The organism is Helicobacter labacensis (genome assembly GCF_003660285.1).
Classification (GTDB): domain Bacteria; phylum Campylobacterota; class Campylobacteria; order Campylobacterales; family Helicobacteraceae; genus Helicobacter; species Helicobacter labacensis.
In genome coordinates this window covers 1-23,336 of record NZ_QXQQ01000003.1, presented here as the reverse complement: position 1 = coordinate 23,336, position 23,336 = coordinate 1, and the positions used below count along the sequence as shown (strand labels likewise).

Below are 23,336 nucleotides of genomic sequence, written 5' to 3'. Positions count from 1 at the left end.
TGTGGCATGCCAAAATTACAAAATGGAGTCGGTTCTCTGTGATTCTAGCCCTTCTGTTGACATTTGCGGAGCAAATGGTTAGCCTCCTTAAAGCTCCACACGCAGGCGTGATCTTTAAAAAAGACGCGCACGCGTTGGGCATCCATGATCGCATCTTCTAGCCCGATAAAGACTTTTAAGTGCACCCCCTTAGCGCGTAAAAACTCTAGCTTTTTAGGAGCATAGTGGTAATTGAGCAAGGTTTGCAAATCTTGCAGGCTACCTAAATGTGTGTAACGCGCTAGACTGGGATCTTGTTGGAGTAACGCATTCCAGCCGATTTTCTCAAAGAAAGCTTGCATGTAGGTGCGCGGATTTTGTTGGTAGGCTTTGAGTTGTAAGTTCTTAAAGGCTTGGCTTTTGTGCGCGAGCATGCAAGGAGCGATCAACATTAGGCGTTGCACGCGCTTGCCCTGCCTGACTTGATTGTAGGCAAATTCTAGCGCGCAAATAGCCCCATAGCTAAAACCTGCTACATCATACAGAGTGCCTTGTTCTAATAGCCACGCAAATAGCCAAGCCTCATCTTGAAAACCAAAACCACTAAAATAACGCCCCACCATCACACAAAGGAGCGCAAGATTTCTTGCAACTGGGTTTTAGAGAGTCTCTCTTTTTCTAAGAGCACCTTAGCCATCGCCTGCACCTGCATTTTAGAATTGCTTAAAAATTCCTTTTGTTCTTTATACAGCGCGCCCAGCAAGGCTTCCATGTCCGCACGATCCCCGATGAATTTATGCCCCATGCCATACTCCTCACACATGCGCTTGGCGATTTCAAAGGCGTGTTTGAGATCCTCTTTAGCCAAGGTGTAGTGTTCTTGAAAAAAGAGTTCCAAGATGATCATCCCGCTTAAATACACCTTAATGCTATTATTCATCTCGCTCTGGCTGCGCACCTTTTGATCGCTAGCCACCAGAAAATCCCCCACCAATAAGACTTTGTCAAACTCTACTTCCAGCCAATACGCGCTAATCGCCTTTGCGCTTTGGTAGAGGGCGTAGAGATTCTTCTCTTGTTCACTCAGAGCGACATGCTTTTTCTTGCCAAAGGCGATCTTGTCCTTAACTTCTAAAATGTCTCTCATGGTGATCACCTGCGCGTTGCGCCTTAGAGCATTGAGCGCGCTCTCATTGACTAAAGACGCTAACATCGCCCCGCTAAAGCCCACACAGATTTTAGCCACCTCTTTACAATCCAAATCATGTTGCTTGTCTTTGAGGTACGAATCTAGAATCTGCACGCGCTCTTGCAAGTCTGGCAGAGAGATGAAAATGCGCCGATCAAAACGCCCACTGCGTAGCAGTGCCTCATCGATCACATCGATTTTATTAGTCGCCCCAATCACAATCACCTGTGAGCTCTCCTCAAAGCCATCCATTTCGGTTAAGAGTTGGTTAAGCGTGGCTTCTCTCTCATCGTTGCGTTGGTGTCCGCGCGCTTTGCCCACCGCATCAATTTCATCAATGAAAACAATCGAGGGGCTAAACGCCTTTGCCTTAGCAAAGAGTTCGCGCACCCTCTTAGCCCCCACACCCACATAAATTTGCACAAACGCGCTCCCACTGTGGTAAAAAAAAGGCACTTTAGCCTCGCACGCCAAAGCCTTGGCGATCATGGTTTTGCCCACTCCCGGAGGTCCCACTAAGAGCACACCCTTAGGCAGTTTGATCTTCAAAGCTTGGTATTTCTTGGGGTTTTTGAGATAATCCACAATTTCATACAGTTCTTCTTTGACTTCCTTAGTGCCAGCCACATCTTCAAAGCGCACGCTAGGCAAGGTGGCGTGCAGGGAGGGCAAGCCCGTGCTTTGGAGTTTGAGCGCGTTGTCATAAGCACTAGGCAGGGGGAGATTCTTCTTGCTCCAAGCAAAGCGCAAGAGCAAAGCCAACACGATGAGAAAAAAGAAGATGATCACCATGTCCAAGAGTTGTTGAGTCGTGTTTTCCTCCTTGAGAATCTCAATGGGGATATTGCTAGGGAATTGCAAAGAATCTTTCCAGCCCACCCGTGCGGTCTTGTAAGTCTTGAAGTCCACTTTTAAGTAGATGTAATTTTCATCCATCTGGATGCTTTGGATTTTATCGGAGTGCAAGAGAGCGTTAAAATCCTTGATACTCACCAACTTGACTTGATCCCTGAAGAACAAAAACACCACCACAATCGCCCCCAATAACACCCCCAAGCCCCCAAATAGGACTTTTTTATTAAAGCGCCGCATAGGTTCTTTCTTTTTGCACTTGGTAATTTTCTAAGCGCACCCACTGGGCGCGCAAATCACGCGGCGCGCTAATGGCTATGGGGTTGAAATACTGATCACGCCCATGGTAGAGCCCCTCTTTATAGCTTTCTACCAACACTTCTAAAGGGGTGTGTTGGGCGCGCGCGCGAAACGCATGGTTATTTTCTTGCACCCATGCGCTAAGTAGTCTCAAGCGCGCCTTAGCCACATCGCCCCGCACGCGCTCTGGCATGGTGGCTGAGAGTGTGCCCGCGCGCGCGCTGTAAATAAAGGGGTGTAGGTGGGTTAGAGGCAAAGTTTTAAAATTTTGTAACGCCTCTTGCCAAAGGGTTTCACTTTCATAAGGATGTCCCACAATAAAATCTGTCCCCAGGGCAAAGCCTTTAAGCGCGATCTTTTCTAAAAGCTTGGCATCGCTAGCTACCCGGTTACGCCGCCGCATGCGCTTTAACATGGTGTCATGACTGTGTTGCAAGGCGATGTGTAAATGGCGCTCTAAAATGGGGTGATCGAGCAGTTCTAAAAACTCTTCATCAATTTGGCTAGGTTCAAGACTGCCAATGCGCACGCGTTTGATCCCCTCGATGCGCGCGATCTGTTTGATCAGGCGCGCGATATTGCTACGGGTTTCCTTGCCATAACTCCCCACATTGGTCCCTGTGAGCACGATCTCTAAGACCCCGCTTTGGGCTAACACTTGGCATTGCTCTAAAATCTGACTCTCGGGTAAAGAGCGGGATTTACCCCGCACTAGGGGGATCACGCAATAACTACATTTGAAATCACAGCCTTCTTGGATTTTGACAAACGCGCGGGTTTTGCCCACAAAGAGAGGCACGATGCTAGAATCCACATGTGCTAGGTTATCGGCGTGAAAAAACCCTTCTTTGGCGTGCAATAGGGTATTAATCTGCTCTTTGGCATCGTGCCCAAAAACCCCAAAGGCGTGTCCCTCTTCAAAGAGTTTTAAACCCTGCGTGCCTGCCCCACACCCGGTAAAATAGACTTTCTTACCCAAGGCACTCATCTTTTTGGCGTAGGCGCGCGCGCTGTAATCGGCATCATTGGTTACCGTGCAAGAGTTAAGCACCACAATATCGGCTTGATCCTCTGCTTGGGTGTGTTCAAAATCTCTCAAGTGCGCTAACATCACCTGGGTGTCAAAGAGATTAGTGCGGCAACCAAAGGTTTTAAAGTATATTTTCTGTTTCATGTTTCTTCCTAAGATCGTAATCTTTATTCCCAAACCCATCGCCCACATCGCGCACAAGCTTGGTCGTGTTATAAGCCACAAAAATGTCGGGTTCTTGTAAGAGCGCTTCTATAATATCGCTAGAAATCTTAGACTTGAGCGCGAGTGTAGCATAAGAGTTGGTTTGGTACCACACGCTAATTTGAATCCCGTCCTTTTCTAACGCCATGAACACCCTAGGGCTCACACTGGTGTTGCGCAGAGAATACTTGGTGCGCATTTTACTGAGCTGTTTATAGGTCATCTCGGTATACTGCTTGGCATGGGTGTTGGCGGTGTTAAAAGCGATCTCCATGGCTTTTTTGTAATTGGAGTCAAAGGTGAGGTGGAACACCACCCCATCCCAAACACTCTTCATGCCAAAATGGCTGTAATTGGCAAAGAGACTCGTGAAGATGTAGTTATTAGGCACAAAGACAATGCGCCCCGCACGGCAATGGTTCTCTTTGTAGGCTAGGGGCGTTACATCCTCAAAGATAGTGATATAGAGCATGGAGATGTCTAACACATCGCCCACATAGGTATTGCCCTCTTTAGAAACCTTGACGCGATCGCCCACATGCACATTCCCCCCCACCATGATCGTCAACCAACCTAGTAAGCTCATAAACAAATCGCGCATCGCGATGGCTAGCCCCGCGCTAGCAAAGCCTAGCACGGTCACTAAATAGGACACATTTTCCAAATAGGCAAATAGAAAAATCAGCAAAATCACATTAGCATTGATGAAGTTGATCGCCTTGTTAATAGTGTAGGCGCGCTCATTGCTTTGCACATACTTATGGCTAATGACTTTCAAAATCCATGCTAAGATGATGCTCACTAAGGCGATCAACACCACATACAAGAGCTTGAAGAGCTGGGCTTTGATCTGGGTTTGGACATTAGCGTCCACCTCTTCGATGTCTTTGGCATACAAGTCCATGCTAGTTTTTAGGAGTTTTTGCGCCCCTTGCAATTCGATCTTTTTGATTTGTTCTTGGTAGAGTTTCTTAGCCGTGTTGCTATCATCTTGCAAAGCCTGTAAGCGGGTGAGAAGACTCACTTCCTGTTCCAAAAAACCTAGAGCTTCCATCAACAGCTTTTGGTTGCGCTTCATGGTGGCGTATTGTCCCTTGATGTTTTTCACAAAGGAAATCCCACCAATGATCGCCACGGGGTTACTAATGGTGGGGATATTGCCAATTTGGGGCTTCTCTACCAATTCTTTAAAGGGGTTGAGTTTGTATTGCTCCAAGAGTTCTTCTTGGTGCTTGAGGGCTTGCAAGGTGTGATTTAGTGTGCTAATTTGCAGGGCATTATTGCTTTTTTTTGTGTTTGAGGGCTTTGAGTTGGGTTTGGATACTTTGGATTTCGGTGTAGATTTGATCGTAACTCTCCACATTGTTGAATTTCTTTAACCAAATATTATTGCCATTGTCTAGGTGTTTTTCTAGGTTGGTTAACTCAGCAAGTAATTGCGCGCGCCCATCTTGACCGGGCATACTAGAATCTTGGGACCCCAATAGCACCCCCCCTAATAACAGACATGCCCACCATTTTTTCATGAAGCCGGCTTAGGGTTGATAAGAATACTCTCAGCGCGTTCGAAGGCTTGGGTGATCTCTAGAGCGATTTGGGAGCGCAATCCTAGAGTGTCATACGCGCTCACTAAGTAAGAAACATACAGACGCAAGCCCTCTTTTTCGGGCATCAAAGCCACTTTAGGGCTAGAATCTAAGGTGCGTAGAGCGTATTTGGTGCGCATCTTGGCTAATTGCAGGCGAGTTGCCTCGCTATGCACTCTAGCGTGCGCGGTGGCGATCTCTAGGGCAATTTCTATAGCGCGCGCGTAATCTGAACCAAATGGCAATAAGAAGTCTAGGCTATCCCACACCGTGTTTAGACCTAAGTGGGTGTAGTTGGAAAACAAACCCGTGAAGATGTAGTTATTGGGCACGAAGATGATGCGCCCGGCACGCCCGTTATTCTTGGTGTAGGTGGTGAGGGTTACATCCTCTAAAATGGTGATATTGAGCATGGAAATGTCTAGCACATCGCCCACATAGGTGTTGCCATCTTTGGAGATTTTGACGCGATCGCCCACATGCACGCTTCCCTTTAACACAATAGCCAACCACCCTAGCGCGCTCATGAACACATCGCGCATGGCAATAGCAAACCCGGCACTAGCAAAGCCCAAAAAGGTGATGAGATAAGACACATTTTCTAAATAGGCAAATAGGAAGATGAGCACGATCACATTGGCGTTGATAAAATTAATGGCTTTATTAATGGTGTAAGCTCTCTCATCGCCCACCAAGTACTTATGGCTCAAGCGTTTGAGCGACCACGCCAATAGCACACTGCTTAACGCGGTTAGCACCACCCAAAGTAATTTAAACAGCTGGTCTTTAATTTGGGATTTGATACTTAGGCGCACCGCGTCCATGTCCTTAGCGTAACTCTCCATACTTGCGCTCAAGAGATTTTGCGCGCTTTGGAACTCTATGATTTTAACTTGTTCGTGGTAGATTTGTGGGGCGAGTTTGGGGTCTGGAGCTTGGGCGTTGAGCTGTTCTAAGAGGGTGAGCTTTTCTTGGATCAGGCGCAAGGTGTGTTTTAAACTCTCTAAATTGGCTTGCATACTTTGGTAATGCGCTTGCAAACCCTTCATAAAAGAGAGACCCCCGATGATAGCAAAGGGGTTGGTGATGGAGGGGACATTCGCAATAGGGGGTTTTTCTACCAATTCTTTAAAAGGGTGGCTTTTATAGGCTTCTAGGAGCTTTTGTTGGTGCTGGAGGGTTTGCAGGCTGTGTTCTAACGCGCTCATGTCTAAGCCGTGTTCGCCCTTGTCGTGCAAAGCCTTGAGCTGGTGCTGGATACTTTGGATTTGCGAAGAGAGCTTGCCATAACGCTCAAAATTTTTAAACTTTTGCACCCATGCATTGGGTTCTAGCTGTTTATCTAGGCGATCCAACTGGGCTTGCAGACTGGCTTTATCCTGCGCGCCCAAACCCACACATAGCGCGCATAGCGCGATCAAAACTCTTAAGCCCATGCCTTAAGCACCCCGCATACTAATGCTTTATCCAAATTATCTAGCATGGCAAACGCCCCGATTCCCTTGGGCAACACAAAGCGCACCCCGTGGCGGTTTTTCTTGTCTTGTTGCATGGTGGCATAGAAACTCTCCATGTCCTTGATTGTATAAGACAAATCCAAATTATAGGCGCGCAACAAGGCTTGGATGCGCGCATGGCTTTTTGAATCTAGCAAGCCTAGCTCGAGGGCTAGCGCGTTTGCCATCTGCATGCCCACTGCTACCGCCTCTCCATGCAATAACTCCACATAATCCCCCTCTTTTTCAATGGCATGGGCAAAGGTGTGCCCGTAGTTGAGCCCCATACGCAAACCTGTTTCTTTCTCATCAGCTTGCACCACCCTAGCCTTGATTTGCACACTTTTAAAGATCGCTTCTTCTAAGTGCGCCTCTATGGGGTGGGTGTGTAGCCACTCAAAATAAGGCGCGTCCAAACAGATCGCCTTTTTGAGCATCTCTGCTACGCCCGCCCTAAACTCGCGCTGTGGCAAAGTCTTTAAAAAATTTGGATCGATGTAGACCGCTTTTGGAGGGTGAAACGCCCCGATGAGGTTTTTGCCATGCGCGTTATTGATCCCCGTTTTGCCTCCCACGCTCGCGTCCACTTGGGCTAACAGTGTAGTGGGGACATTGTAAAAATCTATGCCCCGTTTGTAGATCGCGCTGGCAAAACCCACCATATCGCTCACCACTCCGCCCCCTAGGGCGATCATGCAATCTGAGCGGCTTAAATGCGCGCTAAAAGCGCTCTCTAAAATCCCCTCTAGGCTCTGCCAATTTTTAAAAGCCTCCCCTATAGGCACTAGGTGTGTTAGCACTGCCTCAGCCTGTAAATTTTTCAAAAACCCCTCCAAGTGTAATTTTGCTACCTCACTATCGCTTACCACTAACACCTTACCGGGTATGCTCAGGGGAGGCAGTGCGCCCACACTCACGCGATACACTCCCTGTTGGGTTTGGATAGACAAATGCATCATTCTACCACCGGGATAAAAATCTGGGGATGGGTATTGCTTAAAAAGGCGATCTTTTCTACCTTAGTAGAGAGCATCCAAAATAACTGACTCTGGGTGATACAAGATTCAAAAGGTAGGAATTGCATAATCGATGCCTCTAATTTTCTCAAAAATAAGATAGGGTTTTTCATAGATGTGCGGATGATCTTGATTTTACGGCTGTAAATGTGAGAGAGGTGTTTGTAATTGTCAATGACTTCCACCTTGTAACGCTTGTCCGGATCAAAGTCGTATAATAGCATGTCTAAACCCATTTGCGCGCAAATATCAAACATCACCGAAGAGATGTCCTCGCTTTGTTGCATGCTCTCATTGAGCACCACCATGCCTTTTTTAATGCCTTCTAAACCTTTGGTATTGGTTTTAAAAATGGGTGTAGTGATCCCAAAAAGCGCTTTCCTATTCTCTTGGTGCATGAAGAGTTCTGGACCCACCACCACTAGACCGATTTTCTTTTGGCTATCTGTGTAGAGTTTTTCCATGAAGGGCGCGCCACTGAAATCTAACACCACATGGATGTCTGGCTTTTCTATGGCACGAATCGATTCGATCATCCCGACTTTAGGGTTGAGCACACACACATACAACGCCAAGCTCTTGAGATTTTCATGTAGAAATAGGGCTTGTTTGAGATCGCGATTTAGGGCTTGGGGGCTTTGTAAGCGCATGTCTATGTAGAGATAAATATCGCGCCCAAAGGGGGCGGGGAATTGCCCCACATTGCTTTTGACTTGTAAATAGACATTGTTAAGCACCTCTGGGTTGCCCGCCACTAGGAGCTGATCTCTAGGCAGAATGATCGTAGAAGGGTGGCTTAAAAAGAATTTGTTTTTGCGGTAAATCCCCACGATTTTATAATCTTTTTGGCGCAACGCCCCGATGTGGCGGTAAGCAAAGACACTCCCATAGGGCACGCCAATCTCCATCACCTCCCCTTGTTCTAGCCCAAAGCCTTGGGGGACACTTGGCACATTGGGAATCTTGGCGATGCATTTATTAGCCAGAATCTGGGTATTATCTATGATGACTAACCTGTCGTCTTTGATTCCCCCCCACATGTCCGCGCGGGGCAAGTTCACCAATAGGCGCACATCTTTATTGCGCTGCCTGATGATCTCATAGATGGCGTGTTGCTCTTGAGGGTTGTCCAACATGACAAATACATCGCTGATCTTCGCGTCCAAAACGGCGTGGAGTCTGTAAGCAGAGGTGGGATCAAAAACATGCGCCTCAAAGGTGCTAGGCAGAGTGCTAGGCAGAAAAGAAGCGTCCTTTGTGATAACCAAATAGAAATTGTTGCTAAAATACTTGCTGGCTAGTGTTTCTAAAAATTTTTTAGCCACAGCACCCTCTAAAATCAACGCGACTCGTTTCAAGCACTTCCTAGTGTTTTTGGCTATTATATAGCAAAAAAAGTTAAGGCACATGCTACATCTTTGCTTGGACGCACAAGATGGGCGCGCGCGCGCGCTCACCCTCCATTTAGCCCATGGGCGCGTGCAAACCCCCATTTTTATGCCCGTAGGCACACAAGGCAGTGTCAAAAGCCTAGATACGCAGGATTTACACGCTTTGCAAGCCCCCATTATTTTAGCCAACACCTACCACCTCTATTTGCGCCCCACCTCTGAGCGCATCGCCAAGTTGGGAGGCTTGCATGGCTTTAGTGGGTTTGAGGGGAATTTCTTGAGCGATAGCGGAGGATTCCAAGCGTTCTCTTTGCGCCACAACACCAAAGAGCACCCTGAGGGGATCGTGTTTAAATCCCATATTGATGGGAGCGCGCACCTTTTCACCCCCGCTAAAGTCTTGGACATCCAATACGCGCTCAATAGCGATATTTGCATGGTGCTAGACGATCTGGTGGGTTTGCCCGCTTCTTACGATCGCTTATTACAAGCGGTGCAAAAAACCACAGCTTGGGCGCAAACCAGCCTAGAGCACCACCGCCAACACGCCCACCCCACTAATTACATCTTTGCGATTGTGCAGGGAGGTACACATCTAGCCCTACGCGCCCAAAGCGCACAGGAATTAAGCGCGCTAGATTTTGACGGGCTTGCCATTGGCGGGCTGGCTGTGGGCGAGAGCACGCAAGCCATGTATGACACCATCGCACACACCATTCCTCTTTTGCCCACCCATAAACCCCGCTACTTAATGGGAGTGGGCACACCCCAAGATTTACTAGAAGCCATCGATTTGGGCGTGGATATGTTTGATTGCGTCATGCCCACACGCAACGCTAGAAATGGCACACTTTTTACCATGCAGGGCAAGATTAGTATCAAAAACGCACGCTATAAGGACAGCGATACGCCCTTGGACGCTAGTTGCGCCTGCCACACCTGCGCGCACTATTCTAAAGCGTATTTACACCACCTCTTTAGGGCTAGAGAGTTGAGCTATTTCCGCTTGGCGAGTTGGCATAATCTGCATTTCTACCTAGAATTGGTGCGCGGGGCTCGAGAGGCTATTTTGCAACACCGCTACGCGCGTTACAAAACCCGCATGCTAGAGGGGTTGGGCTAGTCCTTTTGGTTGCGTAAGAAAGCAGGTTTATCTAAATCAATACCTTGATAAGTTTCCCCACTGCTCACTAATTTAATATTCTCCAGCGCGCTTTTAGAGAGGCTAAAGGAGGGTTCTAGATTGCCCTCTTCTTTGGGGGGAGCGGGTTTTTCAAAACCGGTCGCCACGATGGTAACCCTGACATGATCGCTGGGGGCGTTAGTGGAGGTGCATTTGCCAAAGATAATATCCGCGTCTTCATCGGCCATGGATTCGACCATGCTCACTGAGGTGGTGATCTCTAAAAGGGGGTAATCAGGATGGCATTCAAAATTGATGAGCACTCCCATTGCGCCATTGATAGAGACATTGTCAAACAAGGGCGAAGCGATGGCGTTTTCTAGTGCCACTGTGGCTGCGTTGACTCCCGTGGCTTCTCCAATCCCCATTAAAGCCAACCCGCGGTGTTGCATCACAGTTTTCAAATCTGCAAAATCCACATTAATATCGTTCTCGCCATAATTGATGATTATTCCAGAAATGCCATTTACCGCCTTAGCTAGCACATTATCCACTTCCTTAAAACTATCCTTCATACCCATGTCTTTGCCAACATAACCGATCAGCTTTTCATTGGGGATCACTACGATCGAATCGCTCACAGCTTTGAGCTCTTGCAAGCCCTCTTCGGCGATCTTGGCGCGCTTACGCCCCTCAAAATCAAAGGGTTTTGTAACCACAGAAATGGTCAATGCCCCCGCGTCCTTAGCGATTTGGGCGATCACAGGGGCTGCTCCCGTGCCCGTCCCCCCGCCCAAGCCAGCCGAAATGAAGACGATGTCCGCCCCTGCAACCATCTCCTTAATCACTTCTACGCATTCTTGAGCGGCTTGCTTGCCAATTTCTGGCTTCATGCCAGCCCCCCTACCCCCCGTGATCTTTTCTCCCAAGCGGATTTTATTCTTGGCATTAGAAGACTTGAGAGCCTGCCCGTCCGTGTTAGCCACAACGAGCGTGATGTCCTTATAAGTGCCCGTGGCAATCAAATGGGCGATCATATTAGATCCTCCACCCCCCACCCCGATCACCACAATCCTGGCCCCATTGGTTTCATAGATTTCTTCTACTTCTACGCCCGTCTCGTTCAATATCGCCACCCATGATCCTTTAAAATAACTTCGATCCCCACTCTTTGATTCGTTCTAAAAAGCCCGCTTCCTTAGGTGTGTTATAGGGGTATATTATATCTTTTTTCCGCTCTTTTGCGCCCTCTTTAAGGGGTTCACTGCTGTGCTTGAGATTGGTTAAATCCGTTTCGATGTAATTGCGCTCTGGGGCGTAAGAGAAATTAGGCTGGGCGTTATGCCGACTCTCCTTATAGCGGATCGTCTTTTCGGAATCCTTTTCATAATTGGTATGCCCCCCGGCCCCATAGAGAATCAAGCCGATCGCCACCGCGTAGGTGGGGTCTTTGAGCTCTTCAAACAACCCGCTAATTTCCATAGGTTTAGCGATCCTTACGGGCATGTTCCCAAAGATCGCCCCGGCCACATGGGCTATGCCCTGCATGTGGGTCATTCCTCCAGTGAGAACCACCCCTCGCCCCAAGCTATCCTTAAGCTTGCTACTAATGAGCGCGTTATTGAGCAAGTTAAACACCTCTAACACGCGGGTATTGATGATCTCGTGCACGAATTTTAAAGGGAAGCGATTCTTTTTGTTCTCTGCCCCCACAGCGGGCACTTCAATCTCTTGATCGCTCTCTTCAGCCAGCAAGTTACCATATTCGCGCTTGACATATTCAGCCGCCCCCAAAGGGGTGTGCAAGCCAATAGCCAAGTCATCTCTAATGTGCTCTGATCCTACGGGCACATAGCCATTAAAGCGCATGGAATTGCCCTCATAAACCATGATATTGCAAGTGCTCCCTCCAATGTCAATACAAGCCACCCCCAAAGCCCGCTCATCTTCGCTTAAGACTGCAATAGAAGCCGCATAAGCTCCTAAAACGATGTTTTCAATCTTGACTCCAGCAATTTGGATCACACGGCGCAAGTTTTCTAAACTGCTGTGTTGCACAGTAACAATATGGGTAAAGACTTCTAGGCGCGATCCACTCATCCCCATCGGATCTTCAATATTATCTTGGTTGTCCAGCTTGAATTGGTAGGGCAGAATGTGGATCACCTCATGCCCGGCTGGGATAGAGGCGTTGTGCAAAGCGGTGTCTAAGGCGCGGTTGATCTCTTTGAGCGTGATCTCATTATTGGGCACATTGATGATCCCTGAGCTATTCACGCTTTGCGTATACGCCCCCGAGATAGAAACGATCGCTTTTTCTATGAAGTCCAAACCAGCCATGCGCTTGGCATCCTCAATAGCTTTTTTGACAATCTCGCCCGCTTGGGAGATATTGCTAATGCTCCCCTTGCGCACCCCCTCAGATTTTTGCGTGCTCGATCCAATGATTTGGGGCACGCTCTCTTTGAGCTCGGCGATGATGGCGCAAATCTTGCTCGACCCAATGTCTACACCAAGAATGATGGGATTCACGACCTACTCCTGCAAGCGCTTGGCATAGATCACCACCGGATACTTGCTCCTTAGCAACTCCACCAACGCGCGATCGAAGTCCTGCGCTTTGAGATCACTAGCCATTTCCTCTAAATAGGGTTGATTTTGCAGGGCATGCTGGAAGTCCTGTTGGTAAATTTGGTAGAGCACGGCTTTATCCTCTAGGACAAGAAAACCCTTGGCATCGGGGCGTTTGAAAATGTAATTGATGAGTTCTTTAGCCTGCTTGGGGTCTAACTCTTGAATACTGCCTTGAAATTCGGGCGAAATCGCGCCAATGTCATCGCCCTTGAAATTTTTAAGTTCTTTGCGCGCTTCTTGTTGCAACCAGGCGCGTTGTTTCTCTTTGGTGAGTTCCTCTAACACGGCTTGGCGCGCCTGTTTGAAGTCTTTGAGCGCGTTACTGGATTTTTTCACTAATTTGAGCACAACAAACCCCTCTTGGTATTCTAAAGGCTTAAGCACCTCCCCGGGGCGCATTTTTTCTATGTGGGCGTTAATCTCTTGGCTATAGGGCAAAGCGCTAAAGGTCTGTTCTGCTGGGGTGAGCTTGCCTTTTTTAAGAGCCAAATACTGCTCTAGAGCGCGTTCTTTAGCTTGGGCTTGTAAAAGATCATGAATCACCTTGGGTTTGGCATGCTTAAAATCTTCTAGCTTGCCATCTGCGTCCATGTAGGCACTCCTATGGGTTTGGTAATGCTTTTGCAAGGCGTTGTTGTCCGGGGGAGTTTTGCTAGGTTCTATTTGCAATGCCACTAAAGTGTAGCTGGGGGGCAATTTATAAGCACTCTTATGCGCTTGGTAATAGGTTTTGAGCGCGTCCTCATCTAGCTTGATGGGCGCGTCCTTGGCATGCAAGATTTTGATGAAAGCGCGATCCTGCAGGCGCAAGGGGTAGGCAAAGGCACTTTGTTCTAGGGGCGTGGTGGCTTTGGGGAAAAGAGCGGAGATTTTTTGCAGAAGCAGGGCGTTTTTGACATTGTCTTCAAAGGCACTAGGGCGGTAATGGTTTTCTTGCAAGAGTTTTTTATACAGGGCTTCATCAAAATGCCCGTCCTTTTGGAACATCTTGCTTTTTTGAATCTCAGCAATGATCTCTGCATCGCTCACGCCCAAGCCCACATCTAGGGCAAGATTTTTTAACAAGGCTTGGTTAACTAGCATGCGCAACGCGCTCTTTTCTAAGCCCATCGCTTGGATTTGCTTGGTGTCTAAATCTTTAAAACTAGGGATACTTTGGCTGTAGACATCTAGCAAGCGTTTATGCTCCATATCTAGCTCTTCTTGGGTGATGAGCACTTGCCCTACCTTAGCCACGCTCCCCCCCCCTGATGAAAAGCTGTATTGCCCCCAGCCGATCATGCCCGCTGCCACAAAGGCGATGGTGCTGATCCAGATAGTAACAACTAGGTATTTCTTATGCTTTGCATCCAGGTGATCACGAAAGCCCCGCGTATAATTTGCTAAAGGGCTATTTTAGTCAAAGCTGACTAAAATCTGCTTTAAGATTTTGGTTTTTAGCCAAAATGACGATCTACAAAGATTTTTAGATGAACGCCCGCTACCACGATTTGGATATGCGCTACATTTGGCATCCCTGTAGCCAAATGCACGATCACGAACAGCTCCCCCTAGTGCCCATTGCGCGCGCCCAAGGAATCTATCTCTATGACTTTGAAAACAACGCCTATATCGATGCGATTAGCAGTTGGTGGGTGAATCTTTTAGGGCACAACCACCCCTACATCACCCAACAACTCAAAGCCCAAGCAGACACCCTAGAGCATGTCTTGCTGGCTGGCTTTACCCACCCCCAAATTATCCGCCTTTCAGAACGGCTTTGCCAACTGAGCACCTTTGAAAAATGTTTTTACGCGGACAATGGTTCGTCATGCATAGAGGTTGCCTTGAAAATGAGCTACCATAGCCATTTGCTACAGGGCGCGCACAAACCTAAGTTTCTCTCCTTGAGCAATAGTTACCATGGCGAAACCTTGGGCGCGCTTTCCATTAGCAATGTAGGGCTTTATAAAGACACCTATAAACCCTTATTTTTGGAGCACCTAAGCACTCCTGTGCCCAAAAGCGATGCGCACATCTTTCTAGCTTTGCGCGCGCTAGAGGCACAATTAGACACGCACCACAAGACTCTAAGCGCGTTTATCTTAGAACCCCTCATCCAATGCGCCGGAGGGATGCACTTTTATAGCCCGGAATATGTGCGCCAAGCTAGCCAGATGTGCCAAGAGCGCGGGGTGCATGTGATCTTTGATGAAATTGCTGTGGGTTTTGGGCGCACGGGGACCCTCTTTGCTTACCAACAATGTGGGGTTAAGCCGGATTTTTTGTGCCTTTCTAAGGGCATTAGTGGGGGGTATTTACCCCTAAGCGTGGTGCTCACTTCTAATCGCATTTACAAGCAATTTTATGCCCCCTACGCGCAAAATAAAAACTTCCTGCATTCGCATAGTTACACGGGCAACGCTCTAGCCTGCGCCTGCGCTAACGCTACCTTAGATGTGTTAGAACAAGAGAATGTTTTAGAACACAACCGCATTTTGAGCGCGCACATGCAGGCGTGTTTGCAGGAGTCTTTGGGGGGGTTAAAGGGGGTAGCTAACTTGCGCGCGCTAGGCATGGTCTTTGCCTTTGAGTTGGAGGGCTATAGGGGCAGCACGCGGGCGAGTTTGGCTATCTTTGCTAAAGCCATGCAAAAGGGCGTGCTCTTGCGTCCTTTAGGCAACACCATCTATTGCATGCCCCCCTATTGTATCAATGAGACACAAATCCAGTATATCGCGCGCGTGCTCAGAGAAATCGTTTTAGAATTGCTCTAGGCATTGTTTTGTGCGCTAAAGAGCGCGCCTAGTTTCTTGAGCAAAGCTGGCGCGTCATGTTTATCCATGAAGACTTCGATCAAAGCCAGCTTAGTGGGCTCTTCTCTAGCGCTATTGAGCGCTTTTTGTAATTCAGGCACGCTAGAAACCTGAAAACTCAAGCACTCCCTAGACAACTTCACATCAAAGACGCTAGGCAATTTGGAGTAATGCCACATGTTGATGTCGTTATAGTGGCGCTGGGGACCATGGATACAACGCTCCACCGTGTAACCATCATTATTAATCACTATGATGATGGGCGTAATATTCTCTCTTAGCATAGTAGAGAGCTCTTGGGCAACTAATTGTAAAGAGCCATCGCCAATTAAAAGGATATTGCGCCGATTCCTATTAGCTAATGCGCTACCCAGCAAAGCCCCTAGAGTGTAGCCAATGGAACCCCAAAGGGGCTGACCTATAAAACTCACCCCGCTAGGTAAGGGCATGGAGAGCGCGCCAAAAAAAGAAGTCCCCTGCTCGGCGATCAACACATCATCGGGGCGTAAATACGCTTGGATCACCTTGAAAAACTTGTCTTGGGTGAGTTTGCCACTAAGGCGGGGAGTTTTAGGCATGGAGTCTTTGAGAACATGGCGTGTAAATTTTAAATCCGCTAGGGCTTTTAGCACATCTTGCATCAATATGTCATTGTAAATTCTCTCCCCAATTTGGCTATAAAGAGGATGAATCTCTATCATCTGGTGACCTTGTTTACGGACATAATTAAAGCCAGCGGTCAGTGAATCGGTGAGTTTGACTCCGATCATCAAAACGCAATCTGCCTGCTTGATCAACGCGCTGACTTTGGAGTCGCTTAAAATCCCGCTATACACCCCTACAAAATTGGGGTGGGTTTCATCAAAAACCCCTTTGCCCATAGACAGCGAGGCTAAGGGTAATTGGCTGGTTTCAATAAAGGTTTTGAGTTCTTGGTTAAGGCGGTAACGATTGACTTCATAATCGGCTAACACGGCTTGGGACTTGGATTTCTTAAGCACACCTTGCACAGCGTCTATGAAAGCCCCCAAAATTTTGCGATCGCTTTTGGGGGGCATGGGTGAGCACAGAATGATTTCAATAGGGCTATGCACGACATCGGCAGGAATGCCGATGTAAACGGGCTTCTTATGCAAAAAGCATGCCCTTAGCACCCGGTCGATCTCTGTGGGAGCGTTTTGTTTGTCTAGGATGGTTTGGGCGACACTCACCTCTCTATACATGTTGTAAAATTTCAAAAACTCCCCATCGCCTAAGGTGTGGTGCACGAATTTGCGCTTATAAGCTATGCTCCTAGAGGGCATGCCCACAATTTTCACCACAGGCACGCTCTCGGCGTAAGAGCCCGCTACCCCGTTGATCGCGCTGAGTTCCCCCACCCCAAAGGTTGTCAGCAATGCCCCCATAGGCTTTAAACGCGCATACCCATCAGCAGCATAAGCCGCATTGAGCTCATTACAATTACCCACCCATTGTAAGTGCGGATCGTCTTCAACCAAATCCAAAAAGGACAAATTATAATCTCCGGGGACTCCAAAGAGGTGTTGCACCCCATAGTCTTTCAGCTTGTCTAAGAGGTATTGCCCGATAGTAGTTTGCATGTCTTTCCTTTTGTAAAGTTTGTGTAACTCTAATCTCATAAACCCAACAACGCCCTAAGTAACTCCCTTAATTATGCCTCCTTGTAGCGTATAGAAACAAGAGTATCTTTCAGGGGCGCTTTAAGCCTTTTTACTATACAATGCGCGCTTTATGATGTAAGGGAGTGCATGCAGAATAAAGGGCATAAGAATAAGCGTGTCTTGGTGAAATTTTCTGGGGAAGCGTTGGCAGGGGAAAATCATTTTGGGATTGATATTCAGGTGTTGAGCTACATCGCCAAAGAGATCAAAATGCTCGCCGAACACGGCATAGAAGTGGGAATCGTTATTGGTGGTGGTAATATTATCCGCGGGGTGAGCGCGGCTAAAGGGGGGGTTATTCGGCGCACCAGCGGAGATTACATGGGCATGTTAGCCACAGTGATCAACGCAGTCGCCATGCAAGAGGCACTAGAGCATTTAGGCTTAGAAGTGCGCGTGCAAAGTGCCATTGAGATCAAGGAAATTTGCGAAACCTATATCTACAGAAAGGCGATCCGCCATTTAGAAAAAGGGCGCGTGGTGGTCTTTGGAGCGGGCACGGGCAACCCCTTTTTCACCACCGACACAGCCGCCACTCTGCGCGCTATTGAAATTGGAGCGGATGTGATTGTCAAAGCGACCAAAGTCGATGGGATTTACGATAAAGACCCTAACAAGTTTGAAGACGCGCAAAAAATCGATACGATAAGTTATAATGACGCGCTCATTGGCAATATTGAAGTGATGGATGACACGGCTATTTCCCTAGCCAAAGATAACAAACTCCCTATTGTGGTGTGCAACATGTTTAAAAAAGACAATCTATTACAGGTGGTGAAACACAATCAAGGCGTGTTTTCTGTGGTAAAATAGAGGAAAACTCTAAAGGATATGGCGTTGAGAACAGAGGAAATTGTCGCCCAAGCCCTAGCCAAAGTGGATAATGATCGCTATGTGCTCTCCAATTTGATCTTTACGCGTGTCAAACAGCTGGGAGCTGGGGCTAAACCTTTGGTGGGGCTGGATACCAAGCACCACAAGCTTACCGACATCGCGATCCTAGAGGTTGCGCAAGGGAAGATCAGTCTTGAATGCATTGAACCAAGATACTAAGAAAAAAGTCTATGGGGATTTGCTGGAGATTCTAGGCGCGATCAAGGAAGTTTGTAGCCCGCGCGAGGCCACGCGCATTTTAGAAAATGTTACCCGCATCACCCCTAAGATCACGCATGCCTTAGATGTCGCTTACCACTTTCATGAAGGTCAGACACGCAAGGGTGGTGGTCCCTATATCACCCACCCCATTTGTGTCGCCGCTATTGTAGGCTTTTGCGATGGCGATGAAGCGATGGTGTGCGCAGCTTTGTTGCATGATGTGGTTGAAGACACCCCCTGTAGTGTGGAGTATGTAGAACGCGAATTTGGGGGCGATGTGGCGCATTTGGTAGACGCGCTCACCAAGATCACCGAAATTAGAAAAGAGGAGTTCCCTAAAGATGCCCAAGATTCTAGGCTTTTAGCCTCAGCCCTGACTTTTAGAAAAATTTTAGTGAGCGCGATTGACGATCCGCGTGCTTTGGTGGTGAAAATTAGCGATCGCCTACACAATATTTTAACCCTAGAAGCCCTGCCTAGAGAGAAGCAAATCCGCATCTCCAAAGAAACTTTAGCCGTGTATGCGCCCATTGCCAGCCGTCTAGGGATGGCATCCATTAAGAACGAATTAGAAGACAAGAGTTTTTATTACATTTACCCCCAAGAATACCAAGAAATTCGAGCCTACCTCAATGAAAACCAACAATCTCTCTCTCTCAAGCTCAATGGTTTTGCGACCAAATTAGAGAAGTTATTTTTTAAAGCCGGGTTTGCTGAAGGGGATTTTACCATCAGCACGCGCATCAAGCGCCCCTATTCTATTTATCTCAAAATGCAACGCAAGGGCGCGGTGAGCAAGGATGAGATATTAGACTTGATGGCGGTGCGGGTGCTGGTGAAAAACCCGCTGGATTGTTATAGAATTTTGGGCATCGTGCATTTGCGTTTCAAGCCCATTATTTCGCGCTTTAAAGACTATGTCGCCTTGCCTAAGGAGAATGGCTACCAAACTATCCACACGACTATTTTTGATCAATCCTCCATTTATGAAATCCAGGTGCGCACCTTTGAGATGCACATGGGCGCAGAATATGGCAACTCAGCGCATTGGAAATACAAGGCCGGAGGCGCAGAACCGGACGCGCTTAAATGGTTGCACAATTTTAAATACCAAGGTCATGATTCTAAGTCCAACCCCAAAGAATTTTACGCCTTAGTGCAAAACGATCTCTACCGCGAAGACATCACCGTCTTTTCTCCCGATGGGGATACCTACACTTTGCCCGCTGGGGCGATCGTGTTGGACTTTGCCTACATGATCCATAGCGATCTAGGCGATCGCGCTGCTAAAGCCTTTGTGAATAACCAAAAGGCTACTCTCAATCAGGAACTCAGAAGTGGCGATGTGGTGAAAATTATCAAGGGCGAGCACTCTATCCCACGCTACATTTGGATCGACCAGCTCAAGACTTCGCGCGCCAAAAACCACCTCAAATTACAGCGCAAGAACCAGATCAAAGAGATCGACGCAAAGAGCATGATCAATATCCTTTCTTGCATTTTTGAAGGTCCTATTTTCACCCAAGAGATCGGACCCAAAGATTACCCCTTGTTTGAGAAAAAACTCGCGCAATATGGGGTGGAGACCTCTTTGAGTGAAGCTAGCAAGAACATCGGGAATTTAAAAAAATTAGTTGAAGAAATCCAAGAGAAGGTTAAAGAAACCCCCAAACACCAAAAGAAAAAGGTGCAATACAATGAGTTTGGGTTTTTGATGAAGAATCTCTTGCAATTCCGCCTGACTAATAAAATGCTCAACCTCATCAATCCCCACATCGGCTTGAAAAAGAGTTATTTGGAGCATTTCATCATCTACACCAACCCCTATGTGCATGTCAAACAAGTGTTGTTTGATGATTGTTGCCACCCTAAATACGGCGATGAAATTGTGGCGATCATGCCCACCTATAAAGATCACAAGATCGTCGTGCACCATAAACTATGCAAGGAAGTGGGCGCAGAGATCGATTTGGGTTTGCCCATGGTCTTTGTGCAGTGGAGTAAGCGCAAGAGAGAAATCTATAAGGGGATTTTTTATCTTGAGGATAAAAAAAGCGCGTTAGTGCGTCTGTTAGACTTTTTGGCTAAAAACGACTGCACGATCATGGGCGTGAATTATTTAGCGCATGGGGATAATTTCTCTTCGCATTGTGAAGTTTCTATTGAATACAACGCTAGGGAAGCCAGCGTGCTTAAAGAAATTCTCTCCCAGAGATACCAAGAGAGATTGGTGAGTTTCTTAAGCGCTAAAGACGCTTACCAAGCCTAAAGGACAAGCATGCAAGCACAAATTCAACACGCGATGGCTCAGATCACTAAGGGCATGGGGGAGTGCATTGGTTTAGACTTATTGCAAAGCCTAGTAGAACGCTTTTATCACACCGGGAAACGCTTTATCATCAAGGCAGGTTTTGACCCCACAGCCCCAGATTTGCACCTAGGGCATGCCGTGCTCTTAGAAAAGCTTGCTACCTTGCAAAAACATGGCGGGCTTGTTAAATTTCTCATCGGGGATTTCACCGCACGCATTGGCGATCCCAGTGGCAAGAGTGAAACTAGAAAGCCCTTGAGCGAGGAGGCAGTGCAAGAGAACGCCAAGACTTATGCTAAACAAGTGTTTAAAGTGCTAGACCCCACCTTGACAGAGGTGTGTTTTAATTCCACATGGCTAAATGCTTTGGGGAGTGCGGGGATGTTAGCCCTGAGTGCTAAATTCTCTGTAGCGCGCATGCTAGAGCGCGATGATTTTGAAAAACGCCACCGCGCTAACCAACCCATTAGCATTGTGGAGTTTCTCTACCCCCTGTTGCAGGGTTATGATTCGGTTGTTTTAGAGTGCGATCTAGAATTGGGGGGCAATGATCAAAAGTTTAATCTCTTAGTGGGACGCTTTTTACAACGCGCCTACGGATTAAACAAAGAACAAAGCGTGCTCACCATGCCCTTGCTAGAGGGTTTGGATGGCGTGCACAAGATGAGCAAGAGCTTGGGCAATTACATCGCAATTACTGAGGAGCCCACTAGCATGTATGCCAAGCTTTTGAGCATTAGTGATGATTTGATGTGGCGTTATTACGAGCTTTTGAGCACCAAAACCCCCGAGCAGATCGCCCAATTACAGCAGAGCGTGCAGGAGGGCAAAGCGCACCCTAAAGCAATCAAGGAGGAATTAGCCCTAGAGATCACCACGCGTTGGCACTCTGAGCAACAAGCCCAAAGCGCTAAGGTTGAGTTTGACAAAATCTTTAGCCAAAAACAAGCCCCAAGCCAGATGCCCGAGTGGCATTTTGAAAATGGGGCGTGGATTGGCAATGTGCTCAAAGAGAGTCAGCTCTGTTCCTCTAGCTCACAAGCGCGCAGGGACATTTTAGGGGGTGGGGTGCGCCTCAATCACGAGGTGCTAAAAGATGATCGCTACCAATTTAGCCAAGGCTCCTATGTCCTGCAGGTGGGGAAGAGAAAATTTGCCTTGGTCCATATCCACTAAAAGGATAGCGCATGGTTTCCACACTCAAACCCCTAAAAATTGGCAAACACACCCTCAAATATCCTATTTTTCAAGGGGGTATGGGGGTGGGGATCAGTTGGGATGAATTAGCCGGCAGTGCCGCTAAAGAGGGCATTTTGGGCGTGATCTCAGCGGTAGGCACGGGCTATTATAAGAATATGCGCTTTGTAGAAAAGATGGTCGCTAAAAAGCCCTTTGAAGCCTTGAATTTCTACTCCAAACAAGCCCTCAATGAAATCTTTAAAAACGCCCGTAAAATCTGTGGTTCTAACCCTTTGGGCGCGAATATCTTGCATGCGATCAATGAATACGGGCGGGTGGTGCGCGATGCCTGTGAGGCAGGGGCGAATGTGATCATCACTGGAGCGGGCTTGCCCACCAACATGCCCGAATTCACTAAAGATTTCCCCAATGTGGCACTGGTGCCCATTATCTCCTCTATTAAAGCCTTACACATCATCTGCAAACGCTGGAGCGCGCGCTATAAACGCGTGCCCGATGCGATCATCGTAGAAGGACCTTTGAGCGGGGGGCATCAGGGCTTTAAATATGAGGATTGCTTTAAAGAAGAGTTCCAGCTAGAAAACTTGGTCCCGGGCATTGTAGAAGCCTCCAAAGAATGGGGCAATATTCCCATTATTGCAGCTGGGGGGATTTGGGATCGCAAGGACATAGACACCATGCTCTCTTTGGGGGCTAGTGGGGTGCAGATGGCAACACGCTTTCTAGGCACCAAAGAATGCGATGCTAAGGTGTATGCGCAGATTTTACCCTCTTTGCAAAAAGAGGACATCTTGCTCATCAAATCCCCGGTGGGTTACCCCGCGCGCGCGATCAATACGGGGGTGCTCAAACGCATTAAAGAGGGCAATGCCCCTAAGATCGCCTGTGTGAGTAATTGTGTCGCGCCCTGCAACCGTGGCGAAGAAGCCAAGAAAGTGGGTTATTGTATCGCCGATGGGCTGGGGCGCAGTTATCTAGGCAATAAAGAAGAGGGGCTTTATTTCACCGGGGCTAATGGGTATAGAATCGAGCGCATTTTAAGCGTGCACGAGCTGGTGCAAGAACTCATCAAGGGCTAAATGGGTGCGCTTTGTCATTTGTCTGCTCATTGGGATTTACGCGCATGCCTTGAGTATCACGCAGGTTGTGCCCTTTGGCACAAGTAGCGTGCGTTTGAGCTTTGATCAACCCCTTGGCAAACACCATATCAAACAAACCCATGTGGGCAAGTTTGAGAGCGTGCTAGACATTAGGGCGCATTTCAAACTCCCGCCCAAACATTACCATTTTGATAACCAGACTTCTATTAGTATTGCACGCAGTAAAGCAGGCTTGGCTAAGATAGTCGTGCTCTATCCAGGGGGGAGTTATAAGATCAACCACACGGACAAGCACCTCTATATCATCATACCACCACCACCAAAACCCCCCCAGCCCCCAACACCCCCCAGCC

18 protein-coding genes and 2 pseudogenes are annotated in these 23,336 nt (G+C 47.8%); 8 read left to right on the top strand and 12 right to left on the bottom strand.

Features of this window, described 5'->3' with window-relative positions; genetic code table 11:
* Nucleotides 1-44: 44 nt before the first annotated feature.
* The 8 genes and pseudogenes from bioV to EAO33_RS01650 all read right to left on the bottom strand — a co-directional run bounded on the left by bioV (nt 45) and on the right by EAO33_RS01650 (nt 9,010).
* Nucleotides 45-602 carry a pimelyl-ACP methyl ester esterase BioV gene (gene bioV, locus EAO33_RS01680; RefSeq protein WP_120944381.1) on the bottom strand — a complete coding sequence of 186 codons (558 nt, stop codon included), beginning with the start codon at nt 600-602 and terminating at the stop codon, nt 45-47.
* Entirely contained in the window at nt 602-2,260 is a 1,659-nt protein-coding gene (locus EAO33_RS01675; RefSeq protein ID WP_120944379.1) for an AAA family ATPase, read from the bottom strand. The genes bioV and EAO33_RS01675 overlap by 1 nt, the downstream gene beginning before the upstream one ends.
* Nucleotides 2,247-3,494 carry a tRNA (N(6)-L-threonylcarbamoyladenosine(37)-C(2))-methylthiotransferase MtaB gene (gene mtaB / locus EAO33_RS01670; RefSeq protein ID WP_120944377.1) on the bottom strand — a complete coding sequence of 416 codons (1,248 nt, stop codon included), beginning with the start codon at nt 3,492-3,494 and terminating at the stop codon, nt 2,247-2,249. The genes EAO33_RS01675 and mtaB overlap by 14 nt, the downstream gene beginning before the upstream one ends.
* A pseudogene (locus EAO33_RS01665) lies at nt 3,472-4,590 on the bottom strand (mechanosensitive ion channel family protein); the annotation flags it as partial. The pseudogene EAO33_RS01665 and the gene mtaB, both read right to left, overlap by 23 nt.
* A 241-nt stretch (nt 4,591-4,831) precedes the next feature.
* Nucleotides 4,832-5,080: a hypothetical protein gene (locus tag EAO33_RS09335; protein WP_235852984.1), complete on the bottom strand. Its 249-nt coding sequence runs from the start codon at nt 5,078-5,080 to the stop codon at nt 4,832-4,834.
* The gene (locus tag EAO33_RS01660; protein ID WP_120944375.1) at nt 5,077-6,576 is read right to left on the bottom strand and encodes a mechanosensitive ion channel family protein; all 1,500 of its coding nucleotides are present in this window, start codon (nt 6,574-6,576) and stop codon (nt 5,077-5,079) included. Before EAO33_RS01660 ends, EAO33_RS09335 begins: the two co-directional genes overlap by 4 nt.
* Nucleotides 6,567-7,595, bottom strand: coding sequence for a 3-dehydroquinate synthase (gene aroB / locus EAO33_RS01655; RefSeq protein WP_120944373.1), 1,029 nt, complete (start codon nt 7,593-7,595; stop codon nt 6,567-6,569). Before aroB ends, EAO33_RS01660 begins: the two co-directional genes overlap by 10 nt.
* Nucleotides 7,592-9,010: a COG3400 family protein gene (locus EAO33_RS01650; protein WP_205589478.1), complete on the bottom strand. Its 1,419-nt coding sequence runs from the start codon at nt 9,008-9,010 to the stop codon at nt 7,592-7,594. The genes aroB and EAO33_RS01650 overlap by 4 nt, the downstream gene beginning before the upstream one ends.
* Before the next feature lie 49 nt (nt 9,011-9,059).
* On the opposite strand from EAO33_RS01650, the gene tgt reads away from it, so the two are divergent.
* The gene (gene tgt / locus EAO33_RS01645) at nt 9,060-10,166 is read left to right on the top strand and encodes a tRNA guanosine(34) transglycosylase Tgt (RefSeq protein ID WP_120944369.1); all 1,107 of its coding nucleotides are present in this window, start codon (nt 9,060-9,062) and stop codon (nt 10,164-10,166) included.
* On the opposite strand, the gene ftsZ is transcribed toward tgt, so the two are convergent.
* Genes ftsZ through EAO33_RS01630 form a run of 3 tightly spaced genes read right to left on the bottom strand, consistent with a single transcriptional unit; the run spans nt 10,163 to nt 14,093 of the window.
* Complete coding sequence (gene ftsZ, locus EAO33_RS01640; protein WP_120944535.1) at nt 10,163-11,296, bottom strand: cell division protein FtsZ; 1,134 nt, start codon at nt 11,294-11,296, stop codon at nt 10,163-10,165. The two genes, tgt and ftsZ, sit on opposite strands and share 4 nt — an antisense overlap.
* 16 nt (nt 11,297-11,312) lie before the next feature.
* The gene (gene ftsA / locus EAO33_RS01635) at nt 11,313-12,698 is read right to left on the bottom strand and encodes a cell division protein FtsA (RefSeq protein WP_120944367.1); all 1,386 of its coding nucleotides are present in this window, start codon (nt 12,696-12,698) and stop codon (nt 11,313-11,315) included.
* Between the two features lie 3 nt (nt 12,699-12,701).
* Nucleotides 12,702-14,093, bottom strand: a complete 1,392-nt coding sequence (locus tag EAO33_RS01630) for a peptidylprolyl isomerase (RefSeq protein WP_235852982.1) — start codon at nt 14,091-14,093, stop codon at nt 12,702-12,704.
* A 176-nt stretch (nt 14,094-14,269) separates the two neighbouring features.
* On the opposite strand from EAO33_RS01630, the gene EAO33_RS01625 reads away from it, so the two are divergent.
* Entirely contained in the window at nt 14,270-15,556 is a 1,287-nt protein-coding gene (locus EAO33_RS01625; protein WP_120944365.1) for an adenosylmethionine--8-amino-7-oxononanoate transaminase, read from the top strand.
* On the opposite strand, the gene EAO33_RS01620 is transcribed toward EAO33_RS01625, so the two are convergent.
* Nucleotides 15,553-17,196 (bottom strand): alpha-keto acid decarboxylase family protein, encoded by a 1,644-nt coding sequence (locus tag EAO33_RS01620; protein WP_120944363.1) that lies wholly within the window; start codon nt 17,194-17,196, stop codon nt 15,553-15,555. The genes EAO33_RS01625 and EAO33_RS01620 overlap by 4 nt on opposite strands.
* Before the next feature lie 168 nt (nt 17,197-17,364).
* On the opposite strand from EAO33_RS01620, the gene pyrH reads away from it, so the two are divergent.
* The 6 genes and pseudogenes from pyrH to EAO33_RS01590 all read left to right on the top strand — a co-directional run.
* Nucleotides 17,365-18,090 (top strand): UMP kinase, encoded by a 726-nt coding sequence (pyrH, locus tag EAO33_RS01615; RefSeq protein WP_120944361.1) that lies wholly within the window; start codon nt 17,365-17,367, stop codon nt 18,088-18,090.
* Between the two features lie 18 nt (nt 18,091-18,108).
* Nucleotides 18,109-18,330, top strand: coding sequence for a DNA-directed RNA polymerase subunit omega (locus tag EAO33_RS01610; protein WP_162982168.1), 222 nt, complete (start codon nt 18,109-18,111; stop codon nt 18,328-18,330).
* The gene (locus EAO33_RS01605) at nt 18,305-20,641 is read left to right on the top strand and encodes a RelA/SpoT family protein (protein ID WP_120944357.1); all 2,337 of its coding nucleotides are present in this window, start codon (nt 18,305-18,307) and stop codon (nt 20,639-20,641) included. Before EAO33_RS01610 ends, EAO33_RS01605 begins: the two co-directional genes overlap by 26 nt.
* Nucleotides 20,642-20,650: 9 nt before the next feature.
* Nucleotides 20,651-21,859, top strand: coding sequence for a tyrosine--tRNA ligase (gene tyrS, locus EAO33_RS01600; RefSeq protein ID WP_120944355.1), 1,209 nt, complete (start codon nt 20,651-20,653; stop codon nt 21,857-21,859).
* 11 nt (nt 21,860-21,870) lie between these two features.
* On the top strand, nt 21,871-22,962 hold the full coding sequence (locus EAO33_RS01595; protein WP_120944353.1) for a nitronate monooxygenase: 1,092 nt from the start codon (nt 21,871-21,873) through the stop codon (nt 22,960-22,962).
* A gap of 4 nt (nt 22,963-22,966) precedes the next feature.
* A pseudogene (locus tag EAO33_RS01590) lies at nt 22,967-23,336 on the top strand (N-acetylmuramoyl-L-alanine amidase family protein); the annotation flags it as partial.

Excerpts from the sequence above, each read along its gene's own strand:
- bioV (WP_120944381.1), bottom strand. The coding sequence starts at position 602 with ATGGTGGGGCGTTATTTTAGTGGTTTTGGTTTTCAAGATGAGGCTTGG.
- EAO33_RS01675 (WP_120944379.1), bottom strand. The coding sequence starts at position 2,260 with ATGCGGCGCTTTAATAAAAAAGTCCTATTTGGGGGCTTGGGGGTGTTA.
- mtaB (WP_120944377.1), bottom strand. The coding sequence starts at position 3,494 with ATGAAACAGAAAATATACTTTAAAACCTTTGGTTGCCGCACTAATCTC.
- EAO33_RS09335 (WP_235852984.1), bottom strand. The coding sequence starts at position 5,080 with ATGAAAAAATGGTGGGCATGTCTGTTATTAGGGGGGGTGCTATTGGGG.
- EAO33_RS01660 (WP_120944375.1), bottom strand. The coding sequence starts at position 6,576 with ATGGGCTTAAGAGTTTTGATCGCGCTATGCGCGCTATGTGTGGGTTTG.
- aroB (WP_120944373.1), bottom strand. The coding sequence starts at position 7,595 with ATGATGCATTTGTCTATCCAAACCCAACAGGGAGTGTATCGCGTGAGT.
- tgt (WP_120944369.1), top strand. The coding sequence starts at position 9,060 with ATGCTACATCTTTGCTTGGACGCACAAGATGGGCGCGCGCGCGCGCTC.
- EAO33_RS01625 (WP_120944365.1), top strand. The coding sequence starts at position 14,270 with ATGAACGCCCGCTACCACGATTTGGATATGCGCTACATTTGGCATCCC.
- EAO33_RS01620 (WP_120944363.1), bottom strand. The coding sequence starts at position 17,196 with ATGCAAACTACTATCGGGCAATACCTCTTAGACAAGCTGAAAGACTAT.
- pyrH (WP_120944361.1), top strand. The coding sequence starts at position 17,365 with ATGCAGAATAAAGGGCATAAGAATAAGCGTGTCTTGGTGAAATTTTCT.
- EAO33_RS01610 (WP_162982168.1), top strand. The coding sequence starts at position 18,109 with ATGGCGTTGAGAACAGAGGAAATTGTCGCCCAAGCCCTAGCCAAAGTG.
- tyrS (WP_120944355.1), top strand. The coding sequence starts at position 20,651 with ATGCAAGCACAAATTCAACACGCGATGGCTCAGATCACTAAGGGCATG.
- EAO33_RS01595 (WP_120944353.1), top strand. The coding sequence starts at position 21,871 with ATGGTTTCCACACTCAAACCCCTAAAAATTGGCAAACACACCCTCAAA.